Here is a 20,625-nt window from a genome sequence, read left to right as displayed (position 1 = left end):
TCAGTTGTTATTACCACTCAGAGTGCCAGTCGATCTCCGGCAGGGCGTCTGAATCGATAGCCTTATGCATATGATCCAGGCTGGAGGCCAACGGGCAGAGGGTTCCGACCTCGGTTTTACGGCAGTCCGGGGCGCGATACTCGGTTTTCAGCAGCGGGTGCTGGTTATCCAGCGACGTCAGGTTGCGAACCTGATCCAGACTCTGGGACTGGAACAGAATACGGATATAGCGCTGTCCGCTGTCGTTGTCACGCCAGCGTTCGAACACCAGGCTGCCTGCCGGCGGAATATTGCCCTGCGGGTAGTTGCTCTGCTGCCAGTTAAAGCCCAGCAGCGTACGCAGAAACGCAACGTTGGTATCATGGGCCACAATCAGCAGCCAGCGCGCTTCGGGCGGCCCTTTTGGGTCACGTTTACCGGGCTGTAGCGCCAGCGCTATCTGGTTAAGCAGCACCGAGCCGCCGCGCCGGGCCACCAGCGGAATATCGTTGGTCAGACTATATCGCAGGGTGAGCAGCGGCATCAGGGCTGCGACCTCTTCAGCGTTACGGGCATGCCCAAAGGCGACCTGTTCCGGCGGCAGATTTTCGCTCCAGCCCAGGCGAATGGTCTCTGCCATATTCGACAGTACATTCAGCCCCTGAATTGCGACCTTGCCATTGGCGCTGACCTGCGGCGTCCAGGGCTCATCGAAGGCCGGGCAATTATCGCCAGCGCAGACTGCCTGCTTCAGTCGGGCGACATCCCCGGCATAGCGCTGTTTTAGTTGTTCGGGAGAGCCCTTCATCGCCTTATCGATAGCGGCCTTCGCCTGCTGTGGATCCAGCGTAACCAGTCCCATTTTCAGCGCGTGAAACAGCGGGTCATGGTCACCCTTCAGGCCATGGATCGCGACGCCGCAGCCGGGAAAGGCGCCATCGGTCAGCGCCCTGGCGGTGGCGCGGGTACGCTGTAGCGGGCTGGCCCAGACATAGAGATCGCCCGGGGCGGGGCAGCCCGCCGACAACAGACCGTGCTGGCGCAAGCTCTCCGCTTCGGCCCGGCCTTTCAGCAGGGCGGCGGCATAGCCGTGACCGGTAAGCTCGCCGTCGCGGTTATACCAGACAGGCCAGGCGCGACCGCTTCCGGCCTCCATGGCGCTACGGTTGCCCGGCGTCGGGGGGCGAACTCCGTGGCGGCTGACCTCCACGACTTTTTCCAGCGTCCAGGAAGAAGCCGCCTGTGCGCTGCCTGCGGAAATGGCGGCAAGAAAAAGCCCCGCCAGGAATTGACGTAATCTAAACATGCTGTTGTCCTTATTGGTTTGATGTCGGCCTGAATCAGGCGCTGACAGAGTGCCTGAGGCTGTTGCGTCGGATAACAATCGCGGCGGTGATGCAGGACATCAGCACAGAGGCCAGTCCGGTCGCCACCCAGAATATCGACAGGGCATGGAAATTGTAGAGCGTTTGCCCCGCTTCGATAACGGACGTTTTACTGATGATAACACCGGTAATAAATTCGCCCACTCCGGCGCCGACATAGCTGGCGATGCCGATAGTGCCCAGCGCCGCGCCGGCGGCTTTCTTCGAGGAGATATCCACCGCGATAAGCCCCCCCAGGAAGCAGGTGAGCGCGCCAATAGAGGCGCCGAACAGCACCATGGCGCAGATATCGCTGTAATAGTGGCGAGGGAACCAGAGAATCAGCGCCAGACCCGCCAGATTCAGCATACCGATCAGGGCCGCCATAATGCTGCGGTTATTGGAAAAGAAGCGATCGGAGAGGACGCCGGCGATAAGGGTACCGGCAATACCGGCTACGGCGTTAACCCCAACGATACCGGATGCCTCCAGGGTGCTGTAATGTTTGGCCTGCTGCAGGAAGAAAATTCCCCACGAGTTAATAGCGTAACGGTCGACGTACATAAAGGCGGAGGCCAGCGCCAGAGTCCAGAGAGCCGGATTACGCAGCGAAAACAGCTGCTTTTTCAGTACCGAACCGCTGGTGTGGGTATCATCTTCTTCCTGAGGCGTCATAGCGGGGTAGCCGGCGCTTTGAGGAGAATCACACATCAGAAACAGAATCAGCACGATGCCCACCGCCCCCAGAGCGGCCGTGGTCAGGTAGCCAGCATGCCAGCCGTAGCCTGCAATGACTGCGGCGATAACGATGTAGGTCATCGCTTCGCCGATATTATGGGCGGTGGACCAGATACCGTAAAAAGTACCGCGTTCCTGATCGCCGTACCAGCGCGCCAGCGATACCGCGCAAGGGCCAACGCCCATCGACTGAGCCCAGCCGTTAATGCCCCAAAACAGCGTCAGCAGCACTACGTTAGTGGTTACACCCATCATCAGATTCATGACGGCGCTCAGCAGCAGGCCGAAAGCCATAAAGCGCACGACATTGGCGTGATCCGCCAGAAAGCCGTTGACCAGCTTGCCCACGGCGTAGGTGAAGAACAGAGCGGAGCCAATCACTCCGAGATCGGTGGGCGTTAGTCCCAAATCCACCAGGGCGCTTTTGGCCACGGTGAAAGAGAGGCGGCAGACGTAAAACATCACATAGGCGACGGTCATCGCCAGGAAGGTGCGCCAGCGTAGCAGGCGGAACGCCTTTTCGTTAGATCCCCCTCGCGATCGAATTGCGGGAGATGCTTTAAAAAAAGCCAGGATACCAGACATTGTTCTTACTCCACGGTAGGGATTGAATATCAACGTGGCTATGTGTTCACTGACTTCTTCCTTAGGTCATCGACTCTGTTTTGCGTTGGCGTTTCGTTGCGGACGCATTTCGCCGCTCCGATACCGCCAGGGCGCATCAGAGTGTTTCAGTTGGGCATACCACTATGCCTGCCGCAGCCTGATCTGTGCACAAAGGTGACTTTCCGCTGTCGCACATCAGCCAACGTCGTCGTTCAACGGCGGCTTGTTATTGTTCTGGCCGCCGTTTTGTCACAACCGGATTCCGGTTGTGAAGCTGCTACTTCAGTGGTTGGGCGATCATCTCCGCCAGCTGCGGATAGAGCGCTGGCGTACTCATTAATACCGGATTGCCGTGGGCCAGGCCGCCGTCTTCCAGGTAGCGATTGACGACGCCCCCCGCCTCCTGTACCAGAACCAACCCTGGCAGGCTATCCCAGGGATTCATATGCGGTTCGTAGTAGCCAATCAGGCGGCCGGCGGCGACCTGGGCTGTCATCAAGGCCCCGGATCCGCTACGAATGAACATGCCGCCGGCAGCGAGCAGATGGCCGATAAAGGGGACGAAATCTTCTGGCTTCACCCGATGCGAAGTACCCACGCCCATCACCCCTTCTTGCACCGTATGGGCGCCGTGTACCCTGATGCGCTCCTGGTTCAGGAAAGCGCCATGGCCACGGCAGGCGTGAAACAGCTCCTGGTGGTTGGGATCGCACACGACGCCGACGATAGGTTCGCCGCGATAAAGTATCGCCAGCGAGACGCACCAGGTGTGCAGGCCGTTCAGAAAGCAGGCGGTACCATCGATAGGGTCGACCACCCACAGATACTCCGAATCCCGGGGCTGTCCGCCGCTTTCTTCACCCAGGAAACCGTCATGTGGGAAGGTGGCGGTCAGGGTATCACGAACCAGATTTTCCACGTCACGGTCAGCCTGGCTTACCACATCCTGCAAGTCACTGCCTTTATGCTCTACGGCAAGCTTCTGACGCTTGCGGTAAAACGTCATGGCCCGCTGTGCCGCCCGCTCTGCCAGTTCGCAGGCGAACTGATAACGTCGCGCTATTTCCGCGGAGATTTCCGGGGGTAATTCTGTGGTCATATGTCGTTTTCCTTTTGATTGCACACGTGTGCAATTTCAGGGTTAAAAAAATGCCCGACCGGCAGAAGGCAGTATGGGCACATTTCCGACCCGGTTCTGTGATCCCTGCCAAATAAAACAAACATTCTGTTTTTGTGTAAATAAAATAATAATTTCGCTTAGCGGCGGGCAATTAACTGAACGGGAATCACCTTTTTAACCGGCGGGCGACTCTCGTCTTCCATACGCTGGATGAGCAGCGATACGGCTTCAGTGGCCAGCTGTTCCACATCCTGGCGCAGGGTGGTCAACTGCCGGGCGGCATATCCGGCTTCCGGAATATCGTCAAAGCCTATCAGCGGTAGCGTCGGAGTCGTCCTTCCCCGTTCCAGGGCATCGCGCAATCCCAAAGCCAGGGTATCGGTGGCACAGAACACGCCGTCGATACCCGGTTGCCTGATTAAGGGCTCAATCGCGTTGAATCCCGCATGGTAGTCGCTGCCGTGAACATCGATACAGGTAACGCCGCTCAGCGCCTGACAGAAAGCTTCCCGGCGCTGTCGGGTGCTAAAGTTAGCGGGCTGTTCGCCAATAAACGCCGGATGGCGGCAGCCGCGCTGCTGCAACCAGCGGGCGGCCTGACGCGCACCGTCGACGTTATCGCTATAAACCACGTCGGTACCCGGCAGGTCGGTGTCGCGATTGATGATTACTACGGGAATGCTACGGGCCACATATTCCTGGGCCAGCGACAACGGCGGCGCGCCGGAAGTCATAATAATCCCCGCGACGTGATAGCTCATCAGATCCCGCAGGCCGGGCGCTTGCTGGCAGCTATCTTCAGCGTTAACCAGCAGAGGAATCAGCCCCTGGCGCGCAAGCTGGTGGGTGAGGGGGCCGATCAACTGGTTGCGAAAGGCGTTGCTGAAGCCCGCGGTTACCAGCCCGACAAAATTGCTGCGTCCTTTGTTGATACTGCGGGCCAGAATATTGACCTGATAGCCCAGCGTCCGGGCCGCTTCTTCCACCCTGCGACGGGTTTCGGGCGCCACGGACGCCCCCGGGGTAAAGGCGCGCGAAACGGCGGAGCGGGAAACACCAGCCAGCCGGGCGACATCGCTGGCAGTAACCCATTTTTTCTCGGTGCTCATGGCTTCTCCGGTGGACGATAGCAGACTTCTACTCTACTGGAAGTGGTCTGTGCTATCTATCGTTCATAGGAAGCATCGCTTGCTTATGCGAAACTCCCGACGTCGTGGCTTCGACAGCGTAGCGACCTGCGTATACACTTTCCCCCGAAATTTTATTTGAGCCAGGATTACCCTATGACCTCGCTGCAAAGACCCGTACTGACGCTTCCGGACGGCGCCGATAAACTGTTACTGCACTCCTGCTGCGCGCCATGTTCAGGGGAAGTGATGGAGGCCATTCAGGCGTCGGGCATCGACTACACGATCTTTTTCTACAATCCGAATATCCATCCGCAGAAAGAGTATCTTATCCGCAAGCAGGAAAATATCCGCTTCGCGCAGCGGCACGGCGTACCTTTTGTCGACGCCGACTACGATACGGATAACTGGTTTGAGCGGGCAAAAGGGATGGAGTGGGAGCCGGAGCGTGGCGTTCGCTGTACCATGTGCTTTGATATGCGCTTCGAACGTACCGCGCTGTACGCCTGGGAGAACGGCTTTCGCGCCATCAGCAGTTCGCTGGGTATTTCACGCTGGAAGAATATGCAGCAAATCAATGACTGCGGGCGACGCGCCGTGGCGCCTTATGCCGGAATGCATTACTGGGACTATAACTGGCGCAAGCAGGGCGGTGCGGCAAGGATGGTGGAAATCAGCAAGCGCGAGCGTTTTTATCAGCAGGAGTATTGCGGCTGTGTTTATTCATTACGCGATACTAATCTGCACAGGAAGAATCAGGGGCGGCCGCTGATTAAGATAGGCGTTCGTTACTATGGCGACGACAGCGATGCGGAGTAACGTCAGCTCCCGGCAACAGAGGTGAAACGGATGGAAGCACAATATTGTCCAGACTGCGAAGGTTTACTGGTACAAGAGGGGGAGCGGGCCCACTGCCCTGACTGCGGGCGGGATTTTCAACTGCAGGCGCGCTGCCCAGAATGCCATCAGCCGCTGGAAGTGCTGAAAGCCTGCGGCGCGGTGGATTACTTTTGCCGTAACGGTCATGGTTTGATCTCGAAAAAGCGGGTGATCTTTGCCCCCGGCGCCGGTGATTAGAGATCGCCGCACGCCTCGCCGTGCTCCCACAGATCTTTTAGCGCTGGTGGGGCGCTAGCCTCCGGCACCAGCAGGATCAGATCCTGATACTGCGTGCTGACGTGGCGGGTCCAGGTTATCTGGATCCGGTAGTAGCGTTGGTCGCCCCGGCCGGGGGAGTTCGGGCGCCCGGGGGGCAGCCCCAGCGGCAGCACCTGGCGCAGAATATCGCATACCCGGCGGCGGCTCGCTTCGTCGAGCGTGGCCAGTATGATGCGCCGCCGGGCGGAAAGGCGAGGAATCCAGGCAAAGCCGCCTTCACGGGCCAGCTCTACGATGGCGTCATCGGTCAGTTCGGGAAAGATCTCCATTACAGAACGCCCACTGTTTTCCACGCCTGCTCAATGGCGCCAGCGACTGCGTGGTCAAAGCGCCGACGGGCGTGATTCAGAGTCAGTTGCGCAAAGGTGGCGAAGTTGGCATCCTGGGGCAGTTCGCTGTCGCACAGCGTATCGTACCAGACGCGTCCGGCTTGCTCCCAGGCGTAGCCGCCCAGCGCGCTGGCCGCCAGATAAAAGGCGCGATTGGGGATGCCGGAATTCAGATGGACGCCGCCGTTATCTTCCCGGGTTTTGACAAAATCATTCATATGGCCAGGTTGGGGATCCTTGCCCAGCAGTGGATCGTTATAGGCACTGCCGGGATCGGACATTGAACGTAACCCCTTGCCGTTAATTCCTGACGCCAGCAGATCGGCGCCGATCAGCCAGTCGGCCTCATCGGCGCGCTGGCGCCTGTGATATTGCTTCACCAGACTGCCGAACACGTCCGACAGCGATTCGTTCAGGGCGCCCGCCTGTTCAAAATAGACCAGCGCGGCTTCGTGCTCGGTTACGCCGTGGCTCAGCTCGTGGGCCACCACGTCGATAGCAATAGTAAAGCGGTTAAAAATTTCGCCGTCGCCATCGCCGAATACCATCTGCTGGCCGTTCCAGAAGGCGTTCTGATACTCCTGCCCGTAGTGGACGGTGCCGATAAGCGACATACCCTGGTTATCCAGCGAATCGCGCTGGTATTCACGCCAGAAAAAGTCGTGAGTGATACCCAGATAGTCGTAAGCTTCGTCCACGGCGCTGTCGCCGCTGGCGGGCTGGCCCTCTTTACGCGCTGATACGCCGGGAAGCTGTTCCTGATGCTTCGCGTCGTAGATATCGCGCGTCAGCGTGCCTTTAGCGCCAGCGGCGGCATGGCGTTGCCGGGGGTAGCCCTGGGCCATTAGCGTCTGTACGTGGGTTAGCGTCTGAAGAGCGCAGCGCTGCTGGGGCGCCGAGCCGTGGGTGATAATTCGGGCCAGGATATAGGGTGGAATTACGCCGGGAAAATGGTTACGTCTCATATGGCCTCCCTGATATCGGATGCCTTCCGGTACGTCGCTTAAGTATAGCCGCCGGAAGACGTACCGGTGGTTCAGGGGGCTTTTTTTGCGCGTTGCTTTTTTTCGGGCGTGACGCGGGTCACCTGGCTTTCCACCCAGCCATCCGCCAGGCGGGTGGTCAGGCTGTCGCCAGCGTGTACCTGGGCGGTCTGTTTCAGCACTTTGCCGTCAGCGGCGGAGGTCACGCTATAACCACGGGCAAGGGTCGCCAGCGGGCTAACGGCCTCCAGATGAGTCAGGGCGCTGGCGAAGCGCTCGCGGGTGGCGCTCAGGCGTCGGGACAGGGTCTGAGACAGCCGATACTCCAGATTCTGAACCCGGCTGGCGGCGCGATGGATACGGGGTAGCGGCTGCTGCTGGTCAAGTCGCCGGCCCAGACGCAGCTGACGCTCATTCGCGCGCTTCATTTGCTGCTCCAGGGCGCCGTCCATTCGCTGGCGCAGTCGGATAAGTGCGGTCTGCTGGCGGGCCAGTCGCAGCTGCGGATGCTGCTGCTGCAGACGGTGATTCACCTGGGCATAGCGCCGGGCGCAACCGGCCAGGTAATAGTCCATCGCCATTTCCAGCCGGTGCTGTTGGCCCTGGAGCTGGCGCAGCAGCTCCTGCTGATTGCGGCTGACGATCTCCGCTGCGGCTGAAGGGGTCGGGGCACGCAGATCGGCCACGAAGTCGGCGATGGTGACATCGGTTTCATGGCCCACGGCGCTGACAACGGGAATGCGACTGGTGAAAATGGCCCGGGCCACCCGTTCGTCGTTAAAGCTCCACAGATCTTCCAGCGAACCGCCACCGCGCCCGACGATCAGTACGTCACACTCATTACGGCGGTTAGCCAGTTCGATGGCGCGTACGATCTGCGCGGGCGCTTCGGCGCCCTGAACGGCGGTAGGGTAGATAACCACCGGCAGCGAGGGATCGCGGCGCTTCAGTACATGCAGAATATCGTGCAGTGCGGCGCCGGATTTCGACGTCACCACCCCCACCCGGTGGGCCGGGGCGGGCAGCGCCTGCTTCAACGCCGGATCGAACAGACCCTCTTCGCTAAGCTTTTGCTTAAGGCGTTCGAACTGCTGTTGCAGCAGACCATCGCCGGCGGGCTGCATGCTTTCGGCGATAATCTGGTAGTCGCCGCGCGGCTCATAGAGCGTGATATTGGCCCGAATCAGCACCTGCTGGCCCTGTTCCGGTCGGAAAGTGACGCGGCGGTTGCTGTTGCGGAACATGGCGCAGCGCACCTGGGCGCCGTCGTCCTTCAGCGTGAAGTACCAGTGGCCGGAAGCCGGGCGGCTAAAGTTGGAGATTTCGCCGCTTATCCAGACCTGGCCCATTTCGCGTTCCAGCAGCTGGCGCACCGTCTGGTTAAGACGAGTGACGGTAAAAACGGAGGCGGGGAGAGTCGAAGGCATGTGAGCTGGATCAAATTCCAAATCAGCAGGTTATTCAGTCGATAGTACCGCTCCGACAGGTGAAGGCAAGTTTTTTAGCAAAAAAATGTAGATGCAACCGATTACCACCTGTATAATGCCGCGGCAATATTTTATCTGTTCTCCAACTCCCCAGGTCGAGATATTGCCCATGCTACGTATCGCTAAAGAAGCACTCACGTTTGACGACGTTCTGCTGGTTCCCGCACACTCCACCGTTCTGCCGAACACTGCCGACCTCAGTACTCAACTGACCAAAACCATTCGCCTGAATATTCCGATGCTCTCTGCGGCCATGGATACCGTGACCGAAGCGCGTCTGGCGATTGCGCTGGCGCAGGAAGGCGGTCTTGGTTTTATTCACAAGAATATGTCCATTGAGCGCCAGGCCGAAGAGGTTAAGCGCGTGAAGAAACACGAAAGCGGCGTGGTGACCGACCCGCAGACCGTTCTGCCTTCCACCACCCTGCAGGAGGTGAAAGAGCTGACCGAACGTAACGGCTTTGCCGGTTACCCGGTGGTTAACGAAGCTAACGAGCTGGTGGGTATTATCACCGGTCGCGACGTGCGCTTTGTGACCGACCTCAGCCAGCCCGTCAGCGCCTATATGACTCCGAAAGAGCGTCTGGTTACCGTGCGCGAAGGCGAAGCCCGCGACGTGGTACTGACCCGCATGCATGAGAAGCGCGTTGAGAAGGCGCTGGTGGTGGACGAAGGCTTCCATCTGCGCGGTATGATCACCGTTAAGGATTTCCAGAAAGCCGAACGTAAGCCGAACGCCTGTAAAGACGAGCATGGCCGTCTGCGCGTCGGCGCTGCGGTTGGCGCGGGCGCCGGTAACGAAGAGCGTATCGACGCGCTGGTCGCTGCGGGTGTCGACGTACTGCTGATCGACTCCTCACACGGCCATTCCGAAGGGGTGCTGGAGCGAATTCGCGAAACCCGGGCCAAATATCCGGATCTGCAAATCATCGGCGGCAACGTTGCGACCGCCGCCGGCGCGCGCGCGCTGGCCGATGCCGGCGTCAGCGCCGTGAAAGTGGGGATCGGCCCCGGCTCTATCTGTACCACCCGTATTGTGACCGGGGTAGGGGTTCCGCAAATCACTGCCGTTTCCGACGCCGTCGAGGCGCTGGAAGGCACCGGCATTCCGGTTATCGCCGACGGTGGTATCCGTTTCTCCGGTGATATCGCTAAAGCTATCGCCGCCGGCGCCAGCGCGGTGATGGTCGGCTCCATGCTGGCGGGCACCGAAGAGTCTCCGGGGGAGATCGAACTCTATCAGGGCCGCGCCTTTAAATCCTACCGTGGGATGGGCTCGCTGGGCGCGATGTCCAAAGGCTCTTCCGATCGCTACTTCCAGAGCGACAACGCCGCCGACAAACTGGTGCCGGAAGGCATTGAAGGGCGAGTCGCCTATAAGGGCCGCCTGAAAGAGATAGTGCACCAGCAGATGGGCGGCCTGCGCTCCTGTATGGGCCTGACCGGCTGTGGTACTATCGACGCCCTGCGGACTAAAGCTGAGTTTGTACGCATCAGCGGCGCGGGGATTCAGGAAAGTCACGTTCACGACGTGACCATCACCAAAGAGTCCCCCAACTATCGTCTGGGCTCCTGATATTACTCGCCCGGCCTCTGCGCCGGGCGATTTACTTTAATTGCTACTGCCTCGGAATAAACGTCAATGACGGAAAACATTCATAAACATCGCATACTTATTCTCGACTTCGGTTCTCAGTATACCCAGCTGGTGGCGCGCCGCGTGCGTGAACTGGGCGTGTACTGCGAACTCTGGGCGTGGGATGTGACTGAAGAACAGATTCGTGAGTTTAACCCTAACGGGATTATTCTTTCCGGCGGTCCGGAGAGCACCACGGAAGCTAACAGCCCGCGTGCGCCGCAGTATGTCTTTGAGGCGGGAGTGCCGGTATTCGGCGTGTGCTACGGCATGCAGACCATGGCGATGCAGTTGGGCGGCCATGTTGAAGGCTCCAGCGAGCGTGAATTCGGCTATGCCCAGGTGGAAGTCACCACCAATAGCATGCTGGTGGAAGGCATTGAAGATGCCCTGAGCGCCAGCGGTAATCCGCTGCTGGATGTCTGGATGAGCCACGGTGACAAAGTCACCGCCATCCCCGACGGTTTTGTCACCGTCGCCAGCACCGAAACCTGCCCGTTCGCCATTATGGCTAACGAAGAAAAACGCTTCTACGGCGTGCAGTTCCACCCGGAAGTCACTCATACCCGCCAGGGCCTGCGGATGCTGGAGCGCTTCGTGCGCGATATCTGCGGCTGCGAAGCGCTGTGGACTCCGGCGAAAATCATCGACGACGCCGTTGAGCGCATCCGCCAGCAGGTGGGTAACGATAAGGTGATCCTCGGCCTGTCCGGCGGCGTGGATTCGTCTGTGACCGCAATGCTGCTGCACCGCGCCATTGGCGATCGCCTGACCTGCGTCTTCGTAGACAACGGTCTGCTGCGTCTGAACGAAGCGCAGCAGGTGATGGAGATGTTCGGCGACCACTTCGGTCTGAACATCGTTCACGTCCCGGCGGAAGATCGCTTCCTGTCGCAGCTGGCGGGGGTCGATGAGCCGGAAGCCAAGCGTAAAACCATCGGTCGCGTGTTCGTGGAGGTGTTCGACGAAGAGGCGCTGAAACTGGAAGACGTGAAGTGGCTGGCCCAGGGAACCATCTATCCGGATGTAATCGAGTCCGCGGCCTCTGCTACCGGCAAGGCGCACGTGATTAAGTCTCACCACAACGTGGGCGGCCTGCCGAAAGAGATGAAGATGGGCCTGGTCGAACCGCTGAAAGAGCTGTTTAAAGACGAAGTGCGCAAGATTGGTCTGGAGCTGGGGCTGCCGTTCGATATGCTGTATCGCCATCCGTTCCCGGGGCCGGGTCTGGGCGTACGCGTGCTGGGCGAAGTGAAGAAAGAGTACTGCGACCTGCTGCGTCGCGCCGACGCTATCTTCATTGAAGAACTGCGTAAGGCCGATCTGTACGACAAGGTCAGCCAGGCATTCACCGTCTTCCTGCCGGTGCGTTCGGTCGGCGTTATGGGTGACGGCCGTAAGTACGACTGGGTGGTTTCCCTGCGCGCGGTGGAGACCATCGACTTTATGACCGCTCACTGGGCGCATCTGCCTTATGAATTCCTGGGTCGCGTTTCTAACCGCATCATCAATGAAGTGGATGGCATCTCCCGCGTGGTGTATGACATCTCCGGCAAGCCGCCGGCAACCATTGAGTGGGAATAAACTGATAACCCTTCCTGTGTTTTCATGAACAGGTAAAAATGCAATCAACCCTCTGTGTTTTTACAGGGGGTTTTTATTTATGTGCATTCGTGTTTCCTCACTCCTGTTCACACTTTTTAGCGGTATTTCTCACGGGGAACGATGGTCAAGTTATGTTTCATTCGTAATTGAATGATAATAAAGGATTTAACCATCATGTAGCGGTTTGTTGTTTTATGATGACTTGCGGGTAAGGGAATTATTTTTTATATGAGGCGACACAATTTGTGATTCCGGGGCTGATAGTGCTCCGGAGGTTTTGCCAGCGTCTTAAGCGTTAATACACTGAAATAAGAGAAGATCCGCAAAGGCTCGCTAAAAGCCTTTTAGCGAGCCTTTGCGGGCGCACATTGTTTATTCAGGGGCAGGATTTTTTTGCCCGAAAATATTTGTAAGCGCCAGTTCTTCCTGCATTGGTAGAGCGCTGTCTGTTGAAATGCTGTCGCAACATGCCCTTCTTTTGTATATCCCATTGACATATCCCATGATTACCTTATGCTGGCTCTGTGTACAAAACTTCACCACGGGAGGTGAGGATGGAAAAGACAACCGTATTCAAAAGCAACCGTAGCCAGGCGGTGCGTCTGCCAAAAGCGGTAGCTTTACCGGAGGATGTCAAACACGTGGATATCGTCGCGGTAGGGCGAACGCGCATTATTACTCCCACAGGCGAAAGCTGGGACAGCTGGTTTGATGGTGAGAGCGTGACGTCTGACTTTATGGCCGCCCGTGAGCAGCCTGGTGATCAGGACAGGGAAGGGTTCTGATGCTCAAATACATGCTGGATACCAATATCTGTATCTATACAATTAAAAATAAACCTCAGGCAGTCCGGGAGGCGTTTAATCAGCATTACGGGCGGATGTGTATCAGCTCTGTCACTATGATGGAGCTGATTTACGGCGCGGAAAAATCTGTCAGCCCGGAGAAAAACCTGCGCGTGGTCGAAGGATTCATCGCCCGGCTGGAGGTGCTGAATTATGGTATCGATGCGGCGGTACAGGCGGGGCAAATCCGGGCAGAACTGGCAAGAGCAGGTACGCCCGTTGGTCCGTATGACAGCATGATTGCGGCCCACGCTCGCGCACTGGGTTTAATTCTGGTGACGAACAATACCCGTGAGTTCGAACGTATTAATGGATTACGTCTGGAAGACTGGAGTATTAGCTAAGTTATTTAGTTCAAAGACAATGACAGGGGAATGATTTAACGTCTGGCGCATAAAAGCGATAAACCCCCTCTAATCCCGCGTGAATGCGGGCTTTTTTGTTTTTGGGCCCGCCTTGTGCTACTGAATACGGACACTTGTACTAACGACGAATTAATCAAATCGGGAGAACGCAAGATGTCTGATAAACCCACTGTTGCGCTTCTTGGCCCGGGGGCAATCGGGACCACTATCGCCGCGTTATTGCATGACGTTGGCCAGACGCCGGTGCTTTGCGGGCGTACCGCGCATCCGCAGTTAATTTTGCGGCACGATGAGGAGGCGATCGTGGTGCCAGGCCCGGTATTGAACGAGCCGGCGGCTATTGATCGCCCGTTCAGTCTGGTGTTCGTCGCGGTGAAAACCACCCAGGTCGCTGACTGCGCCGGCTGGCTGGCTGCGTTGTGTGATAAAAATACCGTGGTATGCGCGCTGCAAAATGGCGTCGAGCAGGAAAGCCAGTTAGCGCCCTACGTCAACGGCGCGACGGTGCTGCCTTCGGTGGTCTGGTTTCCGGCCCAGCGTGAGCCGGATGCCTCAGTCTGGCTGCGCGCCAAGCCGCGCCTTACCCTGCCCGACGTGCCGCAGGCAGGGCGGATAGTTAATGCGCTCAGTGGTTCAGGGTGCGCGGTTGAGCTATCAGCCGATTTTATCTCCGTCGCCTGGCGTAAGCTGCTGCAAAACGCGGTCGCGGGTCTGATGGTGCTGGCTAACCGGCGTGCCGGAATGTTCTCGCGAGAAGATATCATCGAACTGGCGCTGGCTTATCTGCGCGAATGCCTGGCGGTGGCCCGTGTCAGCGGCGCGTCGCTGAACGATGATGTTCCCCGGGAGATCGTCGATCTTTTCCGCCGCGCTCCTGCTGATTTAGGCACCTCAATACTTGCCGACCGCCAGGCTAATCGCCCGCTGGAGTGGGATATCCGCAATGGCGTGATACAGCGTTATGGTCGCGCTCACGGTATTCCTACCCCCATTAGCGACGTGCTGCTACCCTTGCTGGCGGCAGGGAGCGAGGGGCCGGGATAAGGCTTATCTCCCTGCGGGCTCGATGAGTGATTAGCTGATACGTTGTGCGGCTGCCGCGGGGGCCGGTTGCGCGTTTTGGTCTTCCGCTCCGCGGATGAATCGCGCTCGCCAGGGTTTTAGCACCAGCAGCGCCAGAAGGGCGCAGGTAATGTCCAGGCTAATGGCGCAGCCGAAGACCAGGTTCCAGCTGGCGGTATGCTGATAAAGCAGCGCCGCCAGCGGCCCGCCGAAGACCGAACCTATGCCCTGAGAAATATAAAGCCAGCCGTAATTGGTGGTAGCGAAGCGGGTGCCGAAGGTATCGGTCAGAGTGGCGGGAAACAGCGAGAAAATCTCGCCCCAGCCGAAAAATACCACGCCGGAAAGCAGCACGAACAGCAGCGGGTCGTCCTTGCACAGCAGCCACAGCGTCATGGCGATGCCTTCCAGACCAAAGGCGCAAAACATCATCTTTTCCCGGCCGATGCGGTCAGAGAGATAACCGCATACCGGTCGGGTCAGACCATTCATCACACGATCGATGGTCATGGCCAGCGGCAGCGCCGCCATACCCAGAATGGTGATGGAGGTGATACCAAAATCACCGGCGAAGATGGCCATTTGCGACGTCACCATCAGGCCGGAAGTCGACATCATGGCCATCATGGCGAACATCAGCCAGAACAGCGGCTGGCGTAGCATTTCCCGGGGGGTAAAACTGCGGGCGCTGACGTTAAGTGGCGTATCGACCTGTTGTGCTGGCTGGGGTTTTGGTGCGCGCAGCCCCTGGCCGGCGATAAACCCTATTACCGCCATCAGCAGGCCGAACTGCCACAGGGTATTTTCCAGCCCTTTTGTCGCCAGCGCGATGGTGATTGGGAAGGTGGTCAGTATTGCGCCCATACCGTATCCTGCGGCCACCATGCCGGTCGCGAAGCCGCGCTTATCCGGGAACCAGCGCACCATCAGCCCGACCACGCCAATATAGACAATACCGGTTCCCAGACCGCCCAGCACGCCGTAATAGAGATACAGCTCCGTCAGGGAGTTGATTCGGGCCGCCAGCATCCAGCTGATGCCGGTTAATACCGTGCCCAGAGTAATCAGGCGGCGTGGGCCAAAGCGGTCGATTAGCCGCCCCTGAAACGGTGAAAAGAAGGTTTGTAGAATAATCAACAGTGAAAAGGTGAGCTGAATTTCCGCCAGCGGCGCCTGCAACTTTTCCATCATGGGCCGGGTAAAGAGCGCCCAGACGTATTGCGGGCTGGAGATCGAAATCATGCAGACTAACCCCAGCGCCAGCTGGCCCCATTTCATTTTATGACTGGCAACAACTTCGCCCGATATCGTGGTATTGGTCATATCGCCGCTCCGGTTCAGTGAGAGTGAACCTGCGTTGCATCAACCGTGCCATACCAAAAAAATCAGCATTCAGCCCATATTGGTCAAGGGCTGGCGCACTGGTATTGCCATAATGAAGGCGTTGCTGGTTGCCCTGTCATGAAGCAGAAGGGGCGTTTGGGGTGCAACGGAAAGCGTTTCACGACTATTTTGTGGCGTGCTTTCTGGTTTTCCTTTTTGGGGCTGGACAGGCAGCTCCAAAAGCGCGATTTACTTTGCTGGAAATGTGGACATGGGATGAATGGCCGGCATTCGCGGTTGTCCGGAGCGGGCGTTGCAGGTGACTTGCGTTGAGCCGGAAATGGCGATGGCGGCACCGGAGTTTCTGACGGTACTGAGCGCCATCATGCAGATGCCAGCGCATGTGCTACCTCAATCGGGTTAGAACCCGTCGCTTATGTGGTTTTTGGGCTGGAATAAGTCGATAATTAGTCGATGATTCTTTACTCAAAGGGACAGGTTCGGGGTATGATCCGGGCCCGTTATCGCAGCAAGGCGCAGAAGCGGTTATGACGTTACTGGCGTAAGACGTTATCCTGGGAAGCGGTCAGGCTGGTTTGCTGGGCGCTGACTTTTTCCTGATGGTGGTGCCATGCGCCGATGGAAGAGTAAACGAAGCGGGCAAAGAAAACGATAAAGCTGATAAGCAGTACGATACGGATCATGCGACCGTTCGATCGCTGTCGTTTTCGCGTGCCGGTAAACTGTGTCACGAAGAGGTCCTGTCGGTAAGCCCGGGTGGGCGATAGTTTCATTAGGGCACAGCAGGAATGTGGGGTCAATGTTTGTACTGTAAAAAAACGTCAGATGTCTGAGATGTTATATAAGTGTTTTTAATTAATCACCGGCTTGCTGGAAAAAAACGGTGTACATAAAAAAACAACCTTAAATAGTCATTGCAGGCTATGTAAATTGATTTTAATCAATTTTAACTTTCAGTGAGTCACTAAAATCAGCACTCACTTAAGAGAGGGGGAGCTGTGAGCCACTTTTCACCACAACGGTCAGGTTGGATGCCTGTCTGAAAATACCGTCAGGGATCTTCTGGTATTCTGAAGGACATCTAATGCAATTATCTGGCTGGTACCAACGACATAAAAATAAATGGTGGTGTCTTCCGTTAATTATTCCGGTTTTGATTCACCCACTAGCATTTTATTTTTCTGTCTATACGGAGCTGCACGGTGTTCGTGTGGTTCTTTACTATATGATGCCGGCGTTGATGCTGGCGCTGATGATGATCTTTAGCTGGGCGGCTCTGCCGGGGATCCTGCTGTCTATACTGCTTCATTACTTACCGCTGCGCGGCAGCTTTGACGGATTTGCCTCGGCGTTGCACTATTTATTGACGCTGACTATCTGCTGGGGCGGCTACAGTCTTTTTGTGCCGCGGCGTAATAACGTCAAGTTTGGCAATATGTATCAGACGGCGGCCCGTATGTTCTGGCTGGTATTTTGCAGCTCAACCCTCTTTTTTATGCTGTATCAGAGCGCTATTCGCTTTGGTTTATATGCGGCTCAGGTCAGCCTGTTGGGAAGTAATCCATGGAAAATCAGTACGCTGATTAATTATCAGGCGCAGCTGGTGAGCTGTCTTACCGGTTTGCCGTTTTGCTATTTTATTATTCGTATGTTGCGCCATCCCCGCTTTGCGCGCAGCTTTTTCTCGCAGATGCGCGCCCAGTTTCATCCCAATACCACCCGGCTGGAGCTGGGGTTGTGGTGGTGCTGCATTTTGCTGTTGATGAGCCTGCTGCTGCTACCGCTTACCGACGCCAGTACCATCTTTAATACCAACTACACCTTTACGTTAATGCTGCCGGTGATGATCTGGGGAGCTATGCGTTTCGGTTTTCTGTTTATCACTACGGTCTGGACGGTCATGCTGCTTATCGTCAGCCACTATTTTTACCGTTACCTGCCGCCCGGCCTTGATTTCGATAATCAGATGGCGCTGACCGTCTCCTGCTTTCTGGTGTTCTCATTTTCCATCTACCTGATGGCGGAAGTGACGACGCGCCAGCGCGTCAGTCATGAAAAAGTGCGCTATGCAGCCTATATCGATCCCGTGGTGCAGATGCCGAATCTGCGTGCCCTGAACCGGGATCTCAACAGCCATGCAGGTTCGATGCTGTGTCTGCTGCGCTTTCCGGAGCTTGAACTACTGAGCCGTAATTACGGTATGCTGCTGCGCATTACCTTTAAGCAGGAGTTGGCGAACTGGTTGAACGGCATGTTGCTGGAAGGGGAACAGCTCTATCATTTGTCCAGCGATGAACTGGCGCTGCGCCTGAATGGTGAAACCCAGAAGGAGCGCATCGAGGCGCTGGATGAACAGATTCGGCAGTTTCGTTTTAGCTGGGACGGTATGCCGTTTCAGCTCCAGGTCGGGATTAGCTACAGCTATGTACGCGCTCCGGTGGTTCATCATCACCTGTTGCTGGGGGAGCTCGGCACCATGGCGGACCACTCGGTGCATACCGGCTACCCGGAAAGCCTGCAGCTTTATGGCGCCCGCCATGTGCAGAACGCAGTAAAGAGCAAGGTGGATATGATGAACCATCTGCAGCGAGCGCTGGATAACGATGGTTTCTTTCTGTTGGCCCAGCCCATCGAAGGGGTGCGCGGCGACATCTATCATGAAGTATTGTTGCGCATGAAGGATGAAAACGGCGAGACTGTCGAGCCAGAATGTTTTCTGCCGGTGGCTCACGAATTTGGCCTGTCGTCGAAGATAGATCTGTGGGTGCTGGAAAAAACCATGGCCTTTATTTCCGATCATCGCGAAGTCTTGCCTGCCTGCCGCTTATCGGTGAATCTGACGCCGGCGTCGGTATGCCGCCCGCGTTTTGTGAATGACGTTCAGCGCCTGCTGAAACGCTATGATGTCCAGGCCTGGCAACTGGTGTTCGAGGTGACAGAGAGCCACTCGCTGACCAACGTTGAACAGGCGGGACGCACGCTTTCAGCGTTGCAGCACATGGGCTGTCGGGTGGCGATTGACGACTTTGGCACCGGTTACGCCAGCTATGCGCGCCTGCGTGACCTGAACGCTGACATTATGAAAATCGATGGCAGCTTTATCCGCAATCTGCTGGCCAGCAGTCTCGACTATCAGATTGTGGCTTCCATTTGCCAGCTGGCGCGTACCAAGAAGATGCAGCTGGTGGCCGAATCGGTTGAAAACGAAGAGACCCGGGAGGCCATCCGTAAGCTGGGGATTGACTATATGCAGGGCTGGGCTATTGGGCGCCCTCAGCCGCTGGCAACGCTGGCACAAGGCAAATAGCAAGGGTCGCCTGACGGCGGCCCTTATGGTTTATCAGGCGCCCGGTGCTGGCTCCTCTTCAATATTTAGCTTCCAGCCAGTGACGCTGCGCCAGTATTGCTGTTCTTTTTCCAGATCCAACAGTGACAGTGCGTTCTGGCTGAACCAGCCGTGGGGAAAACGCAGCGTCCAGTGATGGTCGTCGGTTTCCAGTACCAGCGTGGGGGGCGGGGTCGACGCCTGACGTTGATTATTCAGCAACACGCCCAGGCGCAGCAGCTTAATCAGTGGAATAAACTGTTTCTTTTTAAACAGCGTGAAGCGCGGTAGCTCATCAAGCTTAATGGCCTTACGGTGATAGCGTACCAGGGTTGCCATTAGCATCTGTTGCTCCTGGGTAAAACCAGGCAGATCGCTGTGCTGAAGAATATAGGCTGAATGGCGGTGCAGGCCGCTGTGGTTAATATTTAGCCCCACTTCATGCAGCATGGCGGCCCACTTGAGCAATACCGCCATCTGCGGATTGGCGAGCCTGGGATTCTGCTCCTGCCACTGTTCGAACATTCGCAGAGTCATTTCCAGCACCCGTTTCGCCTGCTCGCTGTCGATATTGTACTGGCTTGCCAGGCTCTGGGCCGTGCGACTACGGATATCCTGATGGCGAAAACGGCCCTCCATCTCGTACAGCACGCCTTCGCGCAGAGCGCCATCGGAAAGGCGCAGTTCTTTAATACGCAGCGAGTCGAAAACGCCGCACAGAATCGCCAGTCCAGGCACAAAGACCGCCCGACGTTCATCGGACAGGCCGGGCATTTTAAGCGAGCTGATGCGTTTATATTTCAGAACCTCGTTGCACAGTAGCTCCAGGCGTTCCGGTGTGATCATGCCATCTTTTTCGCCCATCGCCTGCAATATTTCATGGGCCGCCTTGATGGTACCGGAAGCGCCCAGGGCGACGTTCCAGCCTTCGATGCGAAACTGCCAGGCCAGGCCTTCCAGCTTCTGGGTAGCGGCCAGCCTTGCGCGGTTAAACCGGGCAGGAGAGATCTCGCCTTCCGGGAAGAAATTCTGCCCGAAGCTGACGCAACCCATGCGTCGGCTTTCCACCAGTCGCGGTTCGAAATTTTCGCCGATCACCAGTTCGGTAGAACCGCCGCCAATATCGATAACCAGCTTGCGCCCCCGTTCCGGCTGAGTATGTTCCACACCCATAAAAATCAGGCGCGCTTCTTCGTTACCGGAGATGATTTCAATCGGGTAGGGGATGACAGCCTCGGCGCGTTTCAGAAACTCCGCCGCATTCGCCGCCTGACGCAGGGTATGGGTGCCGACGATAGAGACATTGGCGGCGCTGAATCCCTGGAGCCGTTCAGCGAACAGCGCCAGGCAGGCCAGACCGCGATCCATGGCCTCTTCGCTCAGGATGTTATCGGCGTCAAGACCATCGGCCAGATGAACGCGCTGCTTAAGGCGGCCGATTATCTGCATTGCGCCATCCACCACCCGGGCGATGACCATGTGAAAGCTATTTGAGCCGAGATCGACCGCTGCGAACTCCTGCGGTCGGGGGGCTTGTTGAGTGATCGGCATA

At 57.2% G+C, this 20,625-nt stretch carries 19 protein-coding genes; 9 read left to right on the top strand and 10 right to left on the bottom strand.

The window, feature by feature from the left end:
• Nucleotides 1–10: 10 nt before the first annotated feature.
• The 4 genes from V3W49_RS13045 to V3W49_RS13030 all read right to left on the bottom strand — a co-directional run bounded on the left by V3W49_RS13045 (nt 11) and on the right by V3W49_RS13030 (nt 4,916).
• Complete coding sequence (locus V3W49_RS13045) at nt 11–1,285, bottom strand: histidine-type phosphatase (RefSeq protein ID WP_500146013.1); 1,275 nt, start codon at nt 1,283–1,285, stop codon at nt 11–13.
• Nucleotides 1,286–1,319: 34 nt separating this feature from the next.
• Complete coding sequence (locus V3W49_RS13040) at nt 1,320–2,666, bottom strand: MFS transporter (protein ID WP_500146011.1); 1,347 nt, start codon at nt 2,664–2,666, stop codon at nt 1,320–1,322.
• Nucleotides 2,667–2,964: 298 nt separating this feature from the next.
• The gene (locus tag V3W49_RS13035; RefSeq protein ID WP_500146010.1) at nt 2,965–3,786 is read right to left on the bottom strand and encodes an inositol monophosphatase family protein; all 822 of its coding nucleotides are present in this window, start codon (nt 3,784–3,786) and stop codon (nt 2,965–2,967) included.
• Between the two features lie 158 nt (nt 3,787–3,944).
• A complete protein-coding gene (locus V3W49_RS13030) occupies nt 3,945–4,916 on the bottom strand; it encodes a LacI family DNA-binding transcriptional regulator (RefSeq protein WP_500146009.1) in 972 nt (323 codons plus the stop codon).
• A 174-nt stretch (nt 4,917–5,090) separates the two neighbouring features.
• On the opposite strand from V3W49_RS13030, the gene V3W49_RS13025 reads away from it, so the two are divergent.
• The gene (locus V3W49_RS13025) at nt 5,091–5,753 is read left to right on the top strand and encodes an epoxyqueuosine reductase QueH (RefSeq protein ID WP_500146008.1); all 663 of its coding nucleotides are present in this window, start codon (nt 5,091–5,093) and stop codon (nt 5,751–5,753) included.
• A gap of 30 nt (nt 5,754–5,783) precedes the next feature.
• Entirely contained in the window at nt 5,784–6,011 is a 228-nt protein-coding gene (locus tag V3W49_RS13020) for a zinc ribbon domain-containing protein (protein WP_500146007.1), read from the top strand.
• On the opposite strand, the gene V3W49_RS13015 is transcribed toward V3W49_RS13020, so the two are convergent.
• The 3 genes from V3W49_RS13015 to xseA form a co-directional block, all read right to left on the bottom strand.
• The gene (locus V3W49_RS13015) at nt 6,008–6,361 is read right to left on the bottom strand and encodes a protealysin inhibitor emfourin (RefSeq protein WP_500146006.1); all 354 of its coding nucleotides are present in this window, start codon (nt 6,359–6,361) and stop codon (nt 6,008–6,010) included. The two genes, V3W49_RS13020 and V3W49_RS13015, sit on opposite strands and share 4 nt — an antisense overlap.
• Nucleotides 6,361–7,386, bottom strand: a complete 1,026-nt coding sequence (locus tag V3W49_RS13010) for a M4 family metallopeptidase (protein ID WP_500146004.1) — start codon at nt 7,384–7,386, stop codon at nt 6,361–6,363. The genes V3W49_RS13015 and V3W49_RS13010 overlap by 1 nt, the downstream gene beginning before the upstream one ends.
• 71 nt (nt 7,387–7,457) lie before the next feature.
• Nucleotides 7,458–8,831 carry an exodeoxyribonuclease VII large subunit gene (gene xseA / locus V3W49_RS13005; protein ID WP_500146003.1) on the bottom strand — a complete coding sequence of 458 codons (1,374 nt, stop codon included), beginning with the start codon at nt 8,829–8,831 and terminating at the stop codon, nt 7,458–7,460.
• A 169-nt stretch (nt 8,832–9,000) separates the two neighbouring features.
• Between xseA and guaB the strand changes: the two genes are divergently transcribed.
• The 5 genes from guaB to V3W49_RS12980 all read left to right on the top strand — a co-directional run bounded on the left by guaB (nt 9,001) and on the right by V3W49_RS12980 (nt 14,386).
• Nucleotides 9,001–10,467, top strand: a complete 1,467-nt coding sequence (gene guaB / locus V3W49_RS13000) for an IMP dehydrogenase (protein ID WP_500146001.1) — start codon at nt 9,001–9,003, stop codon at nt 10,465–10,467.
• Between the two features lie 66 nt (nt 10,468–10,533).
• Nucleotides 10,534–12,111, top strand: coding sequence for a glutamine-hydrolyzing GMP synthase (gene guaA, locus V3W49_RS12995; protein WP_500145999.1), 1,578 nt, complete (start codon nt 10,534–10,536; stop codon nt 12,109–12,111).
• 575 nt (nt 12,112–12,686) lie between these two features.
• Nucleotides 12,687–12,917, top strand: a complete 231-nt coding sequence (gene vapB, locus V3W49_RS12990; protein WP_500145998.1) for a type II toxin-antitoxin system VapB family antitoxin — start codon at nt 12,687–12,689, stop codon at nt 12,915–12,917.
• Nucleotides 12,917–13,321 carry a type II toxin-antitoxin system tRNA(fMet)-specific endonuclease VapC gene (gene vapC / locus V3W49_RS12985; protein WP_500145997.1) on the top strand — a complete coding sequence of 135 codons (405 nt, stop codon included), beginning with the start codon at nt 12,917–12,919 and terminating at the stop codon, nt 13,319–13,321. The genes vapB and vapC overlap by 1 nt, the downstream gene beginning before the upstream one ends.
• A gap of 174 nt (nt 13,322–13,495) precedes the next feature.
• Nucleotides 13,496–14,386 carry an oxidoreductase gene (locus tag V3W49_RS12980; protein ID WP_500145996.1) on the top strand — a complete coding sequence of 297 codons (891 nt, stop codon included), beginning with the start codon at nt 13,496–13,498 and terminating at the stop codon, nt 14,384–14,386.
• Between the two features lie 30 nt (nt 14,387–14,416).
• On the opposite strand, the gene oxlT is transcribed toward V3W49_RS12980, so the two are convergent.
• Nucleotides 14,417–15,727, bottom strand: a complete 1,311-nt coding sequence (oxlT, locus tag V3W49_RS12975; RefSeq protein ID WP_500145994.1) for an oxalate/formate MFS antiporter — start codon at nt 15,725–15,727, stop codon at nt 14,417–14,419.
• Nucleotides 15,728–16,007: 280 nt separating this feature from the next.
• Between oxlT and V3W49_RS12970 the strand changes: the two genes are divergently transcribed.
• On the top strand, nt 16,008–16,151 hold the full coding sequence (locus V3W49_RS12970; protein WP_500145993.1) for a hypothetical protein: 144 nt from the start codon (nt 16,008–16,010) through the stop codon (nt 16,149–16,151).
• A gap of 130 nt (nt 16,152–16,281) precedes the next feature.
• Here the strand turns inward: V3W49_RS12970 and V3W49_RS12965 are convergent, their stop codons facing one another.
• Nucleotides 16,282–16,431, bottom strand: a complete 150-nt coding sequence (locus tag V3W49_RS12965) for a YfgG family protein (RefSeq protein WP_500146065.1) — start codon at nt 16,429–16,431, stop codon at nt 16,282–16,284.
• A 401-nt stretch (nt 16,432–16,832) separates the two neighbouring features.
• On the opposite strand from V3W49_RS12965, the gene V3W49_RS12960 reads away from it, so the two are divergent.
• Complete coding sequence (locus V3W49_RS12960; protein ID WP_500145991.1) at nt 16,833–19,055, top strand: sensor domain-containing phosphodiesterase; 2,223 nt, start codon at nt 16,833–16,835, stop codon at nt 19,053–19,055.
• 33 nt (nt 19,056–19,088) lie between these two features.
• Here V3W49_RS12960 and ppx read toward each other — a convergent pair whose 3' ends face one another.
• Nucleotides 19,089–20,624, bottom strand: a complete 1,536-nt coding sequence (gene ppx / locus V3W49_RS12955) for an exopolyphosphatase (RefSeq protein WP_500145989.1) — start codon at nt 20,622–20,624, stop codon at nt 19,089–19,091.
• Nucleotide 20,625 lies beyond the last annotated feature (1 nt).

Origin of the sequence: Rosenbergiella sp. YN46 (assembly GCF_036620675.1) — a bacterium.
Lineage (GTDB): Bacteria > Pseudomonadota > Gammaproteobacteria > Enterobacterales > Enterobacteriaceae > Jejubacter.
The sequence above is the reverse complement of the archived record's forward strand: the minus strand, read 5'-3'. Positions and strand labels throughout refer to the sequence as shown.

Coding starts and splice junctions, on each gene's coding strand:
- ppx (WP_500145989.1), bottom strand. CDS start 20,624: ATGCCGATCACTCAACAAGCCCCCCGACCGCAGGAGTTCGCAGCGGTC.
- V3W49_RS13030 (WP_500146009.1), bottom strand. CDS start 4,916: ATGAGCACCGAGAAAAAATGGGTTACTGCCAGCGATGTCGCCCGGCTG.
- vapB (WP_500145998.1), top strand. CDS start 12,687: ATGGAAAAGACAACCGTATTCAAAAGCAACCGTAGCCAGGCGGTGCGT.
- V3W49_RS12980 (WP_500145996.1), top strand. CDS start 13,496: ATGTCTGATAAACCCACTGTTGCGCTTCTTGGCCCGGGGGCAATCGGG.
- V3W49_RS13020 (WP_500146007.1), top strand. CDS start 5,784: ATGGAAGCACAATATTGTCCAGACTGCGAAGGTTTACTGGTACAAGAG.
- xseA (WP_500146003.1), bottom strand. CDS start 8,831: ATGCCTTCGACTCTCCCCGCCTCCGTTTTTACCGTCACTCGTCTTAAC.
- V3W49_RS13010 (WP_500146004.1), bottom strand. CDS start 7,386: ATGAGACGTAACCATTTTCCCGGCGTAATTCCACCCTATATCCTGGCC.
- guaB (WP_500146001.1), top strand. CDS start 9,001: ATGCTACGTATCGCTAAAGAAGCACTCACGTTTGACGACGTTCTGCTG.
- V3W49_RS12965 (WP_500146065.1), bottom strand. CDS start 16,431: ATGATCCGTATCGTACTGCTTATCAGCTTTATCGTTTTCTTTGCCCGC.
- V3W49_RS13045 (WP_500146013.1), bottom strand. CDS start 1,285: ATGTTTAGATTACGTCAATTCCTGGCGGGGCTTTTTCTTGCCGCCATT.
- V3W49_RS12970 (WP_500145993.1), top strand. CDS start 16,008: ATGGCCGGCATTCGCGGTTGTCCGGAGCGGGCGTTGCAGGTGACTTGC.
- V3W49_RS13035 (WP_500146010.1), bottom strand. CDS start 3,786: ATGACCACAGAATTACCCCCGGAAATCTCCGCGGAAATAGCGCGACGT.
- guaA (WP_500145999.1), top strand. CDS start 10,534: ATGACGGAAAACATTCATAAACATCGCATACTTATTCTCGACTTCGGT.
- oxlT (WP_500145994.1), bottom strand. CDS start 15,727: ATGACCAATACCACGATATCGGGCGAAGTTGTTGCCAGTCATAAAATG.
- V3W49_RS13040 (WP_500146011.1), bottom strand. CDS start 2,666: ATGTCTGGTATCCTGGCTTTTTTTAAAGCATCTCCCGCAATTCGATCG.
- V3W49_RS13025 (WP_500146008.1), top strand. CDS start 5,091: ATGACCTCGCTGCAAAGACCCGTACTGACGCTTCCGGACGGCGCCGAT.
- vapC (WP_500145997.1), top strand. CDS start 12,917: ATGCTCAAATACATGCTGGATACCAATATCTGTATCTATACAATTAAA.
- V3W49_RS13015 (WP_500146006.1), bottom strand. CDS start 6,361: ATGGAGATCTTTCCCGAACTGACCGATGACGCCATCGTAGAGCTGGCC.
- V3W49_RS12960 (WP_500145991.1), top strand. CDS start 16,833: ATGCAATTATCTGGCTGGTACCAACGACATAAAAATAAATGGTGGTGT.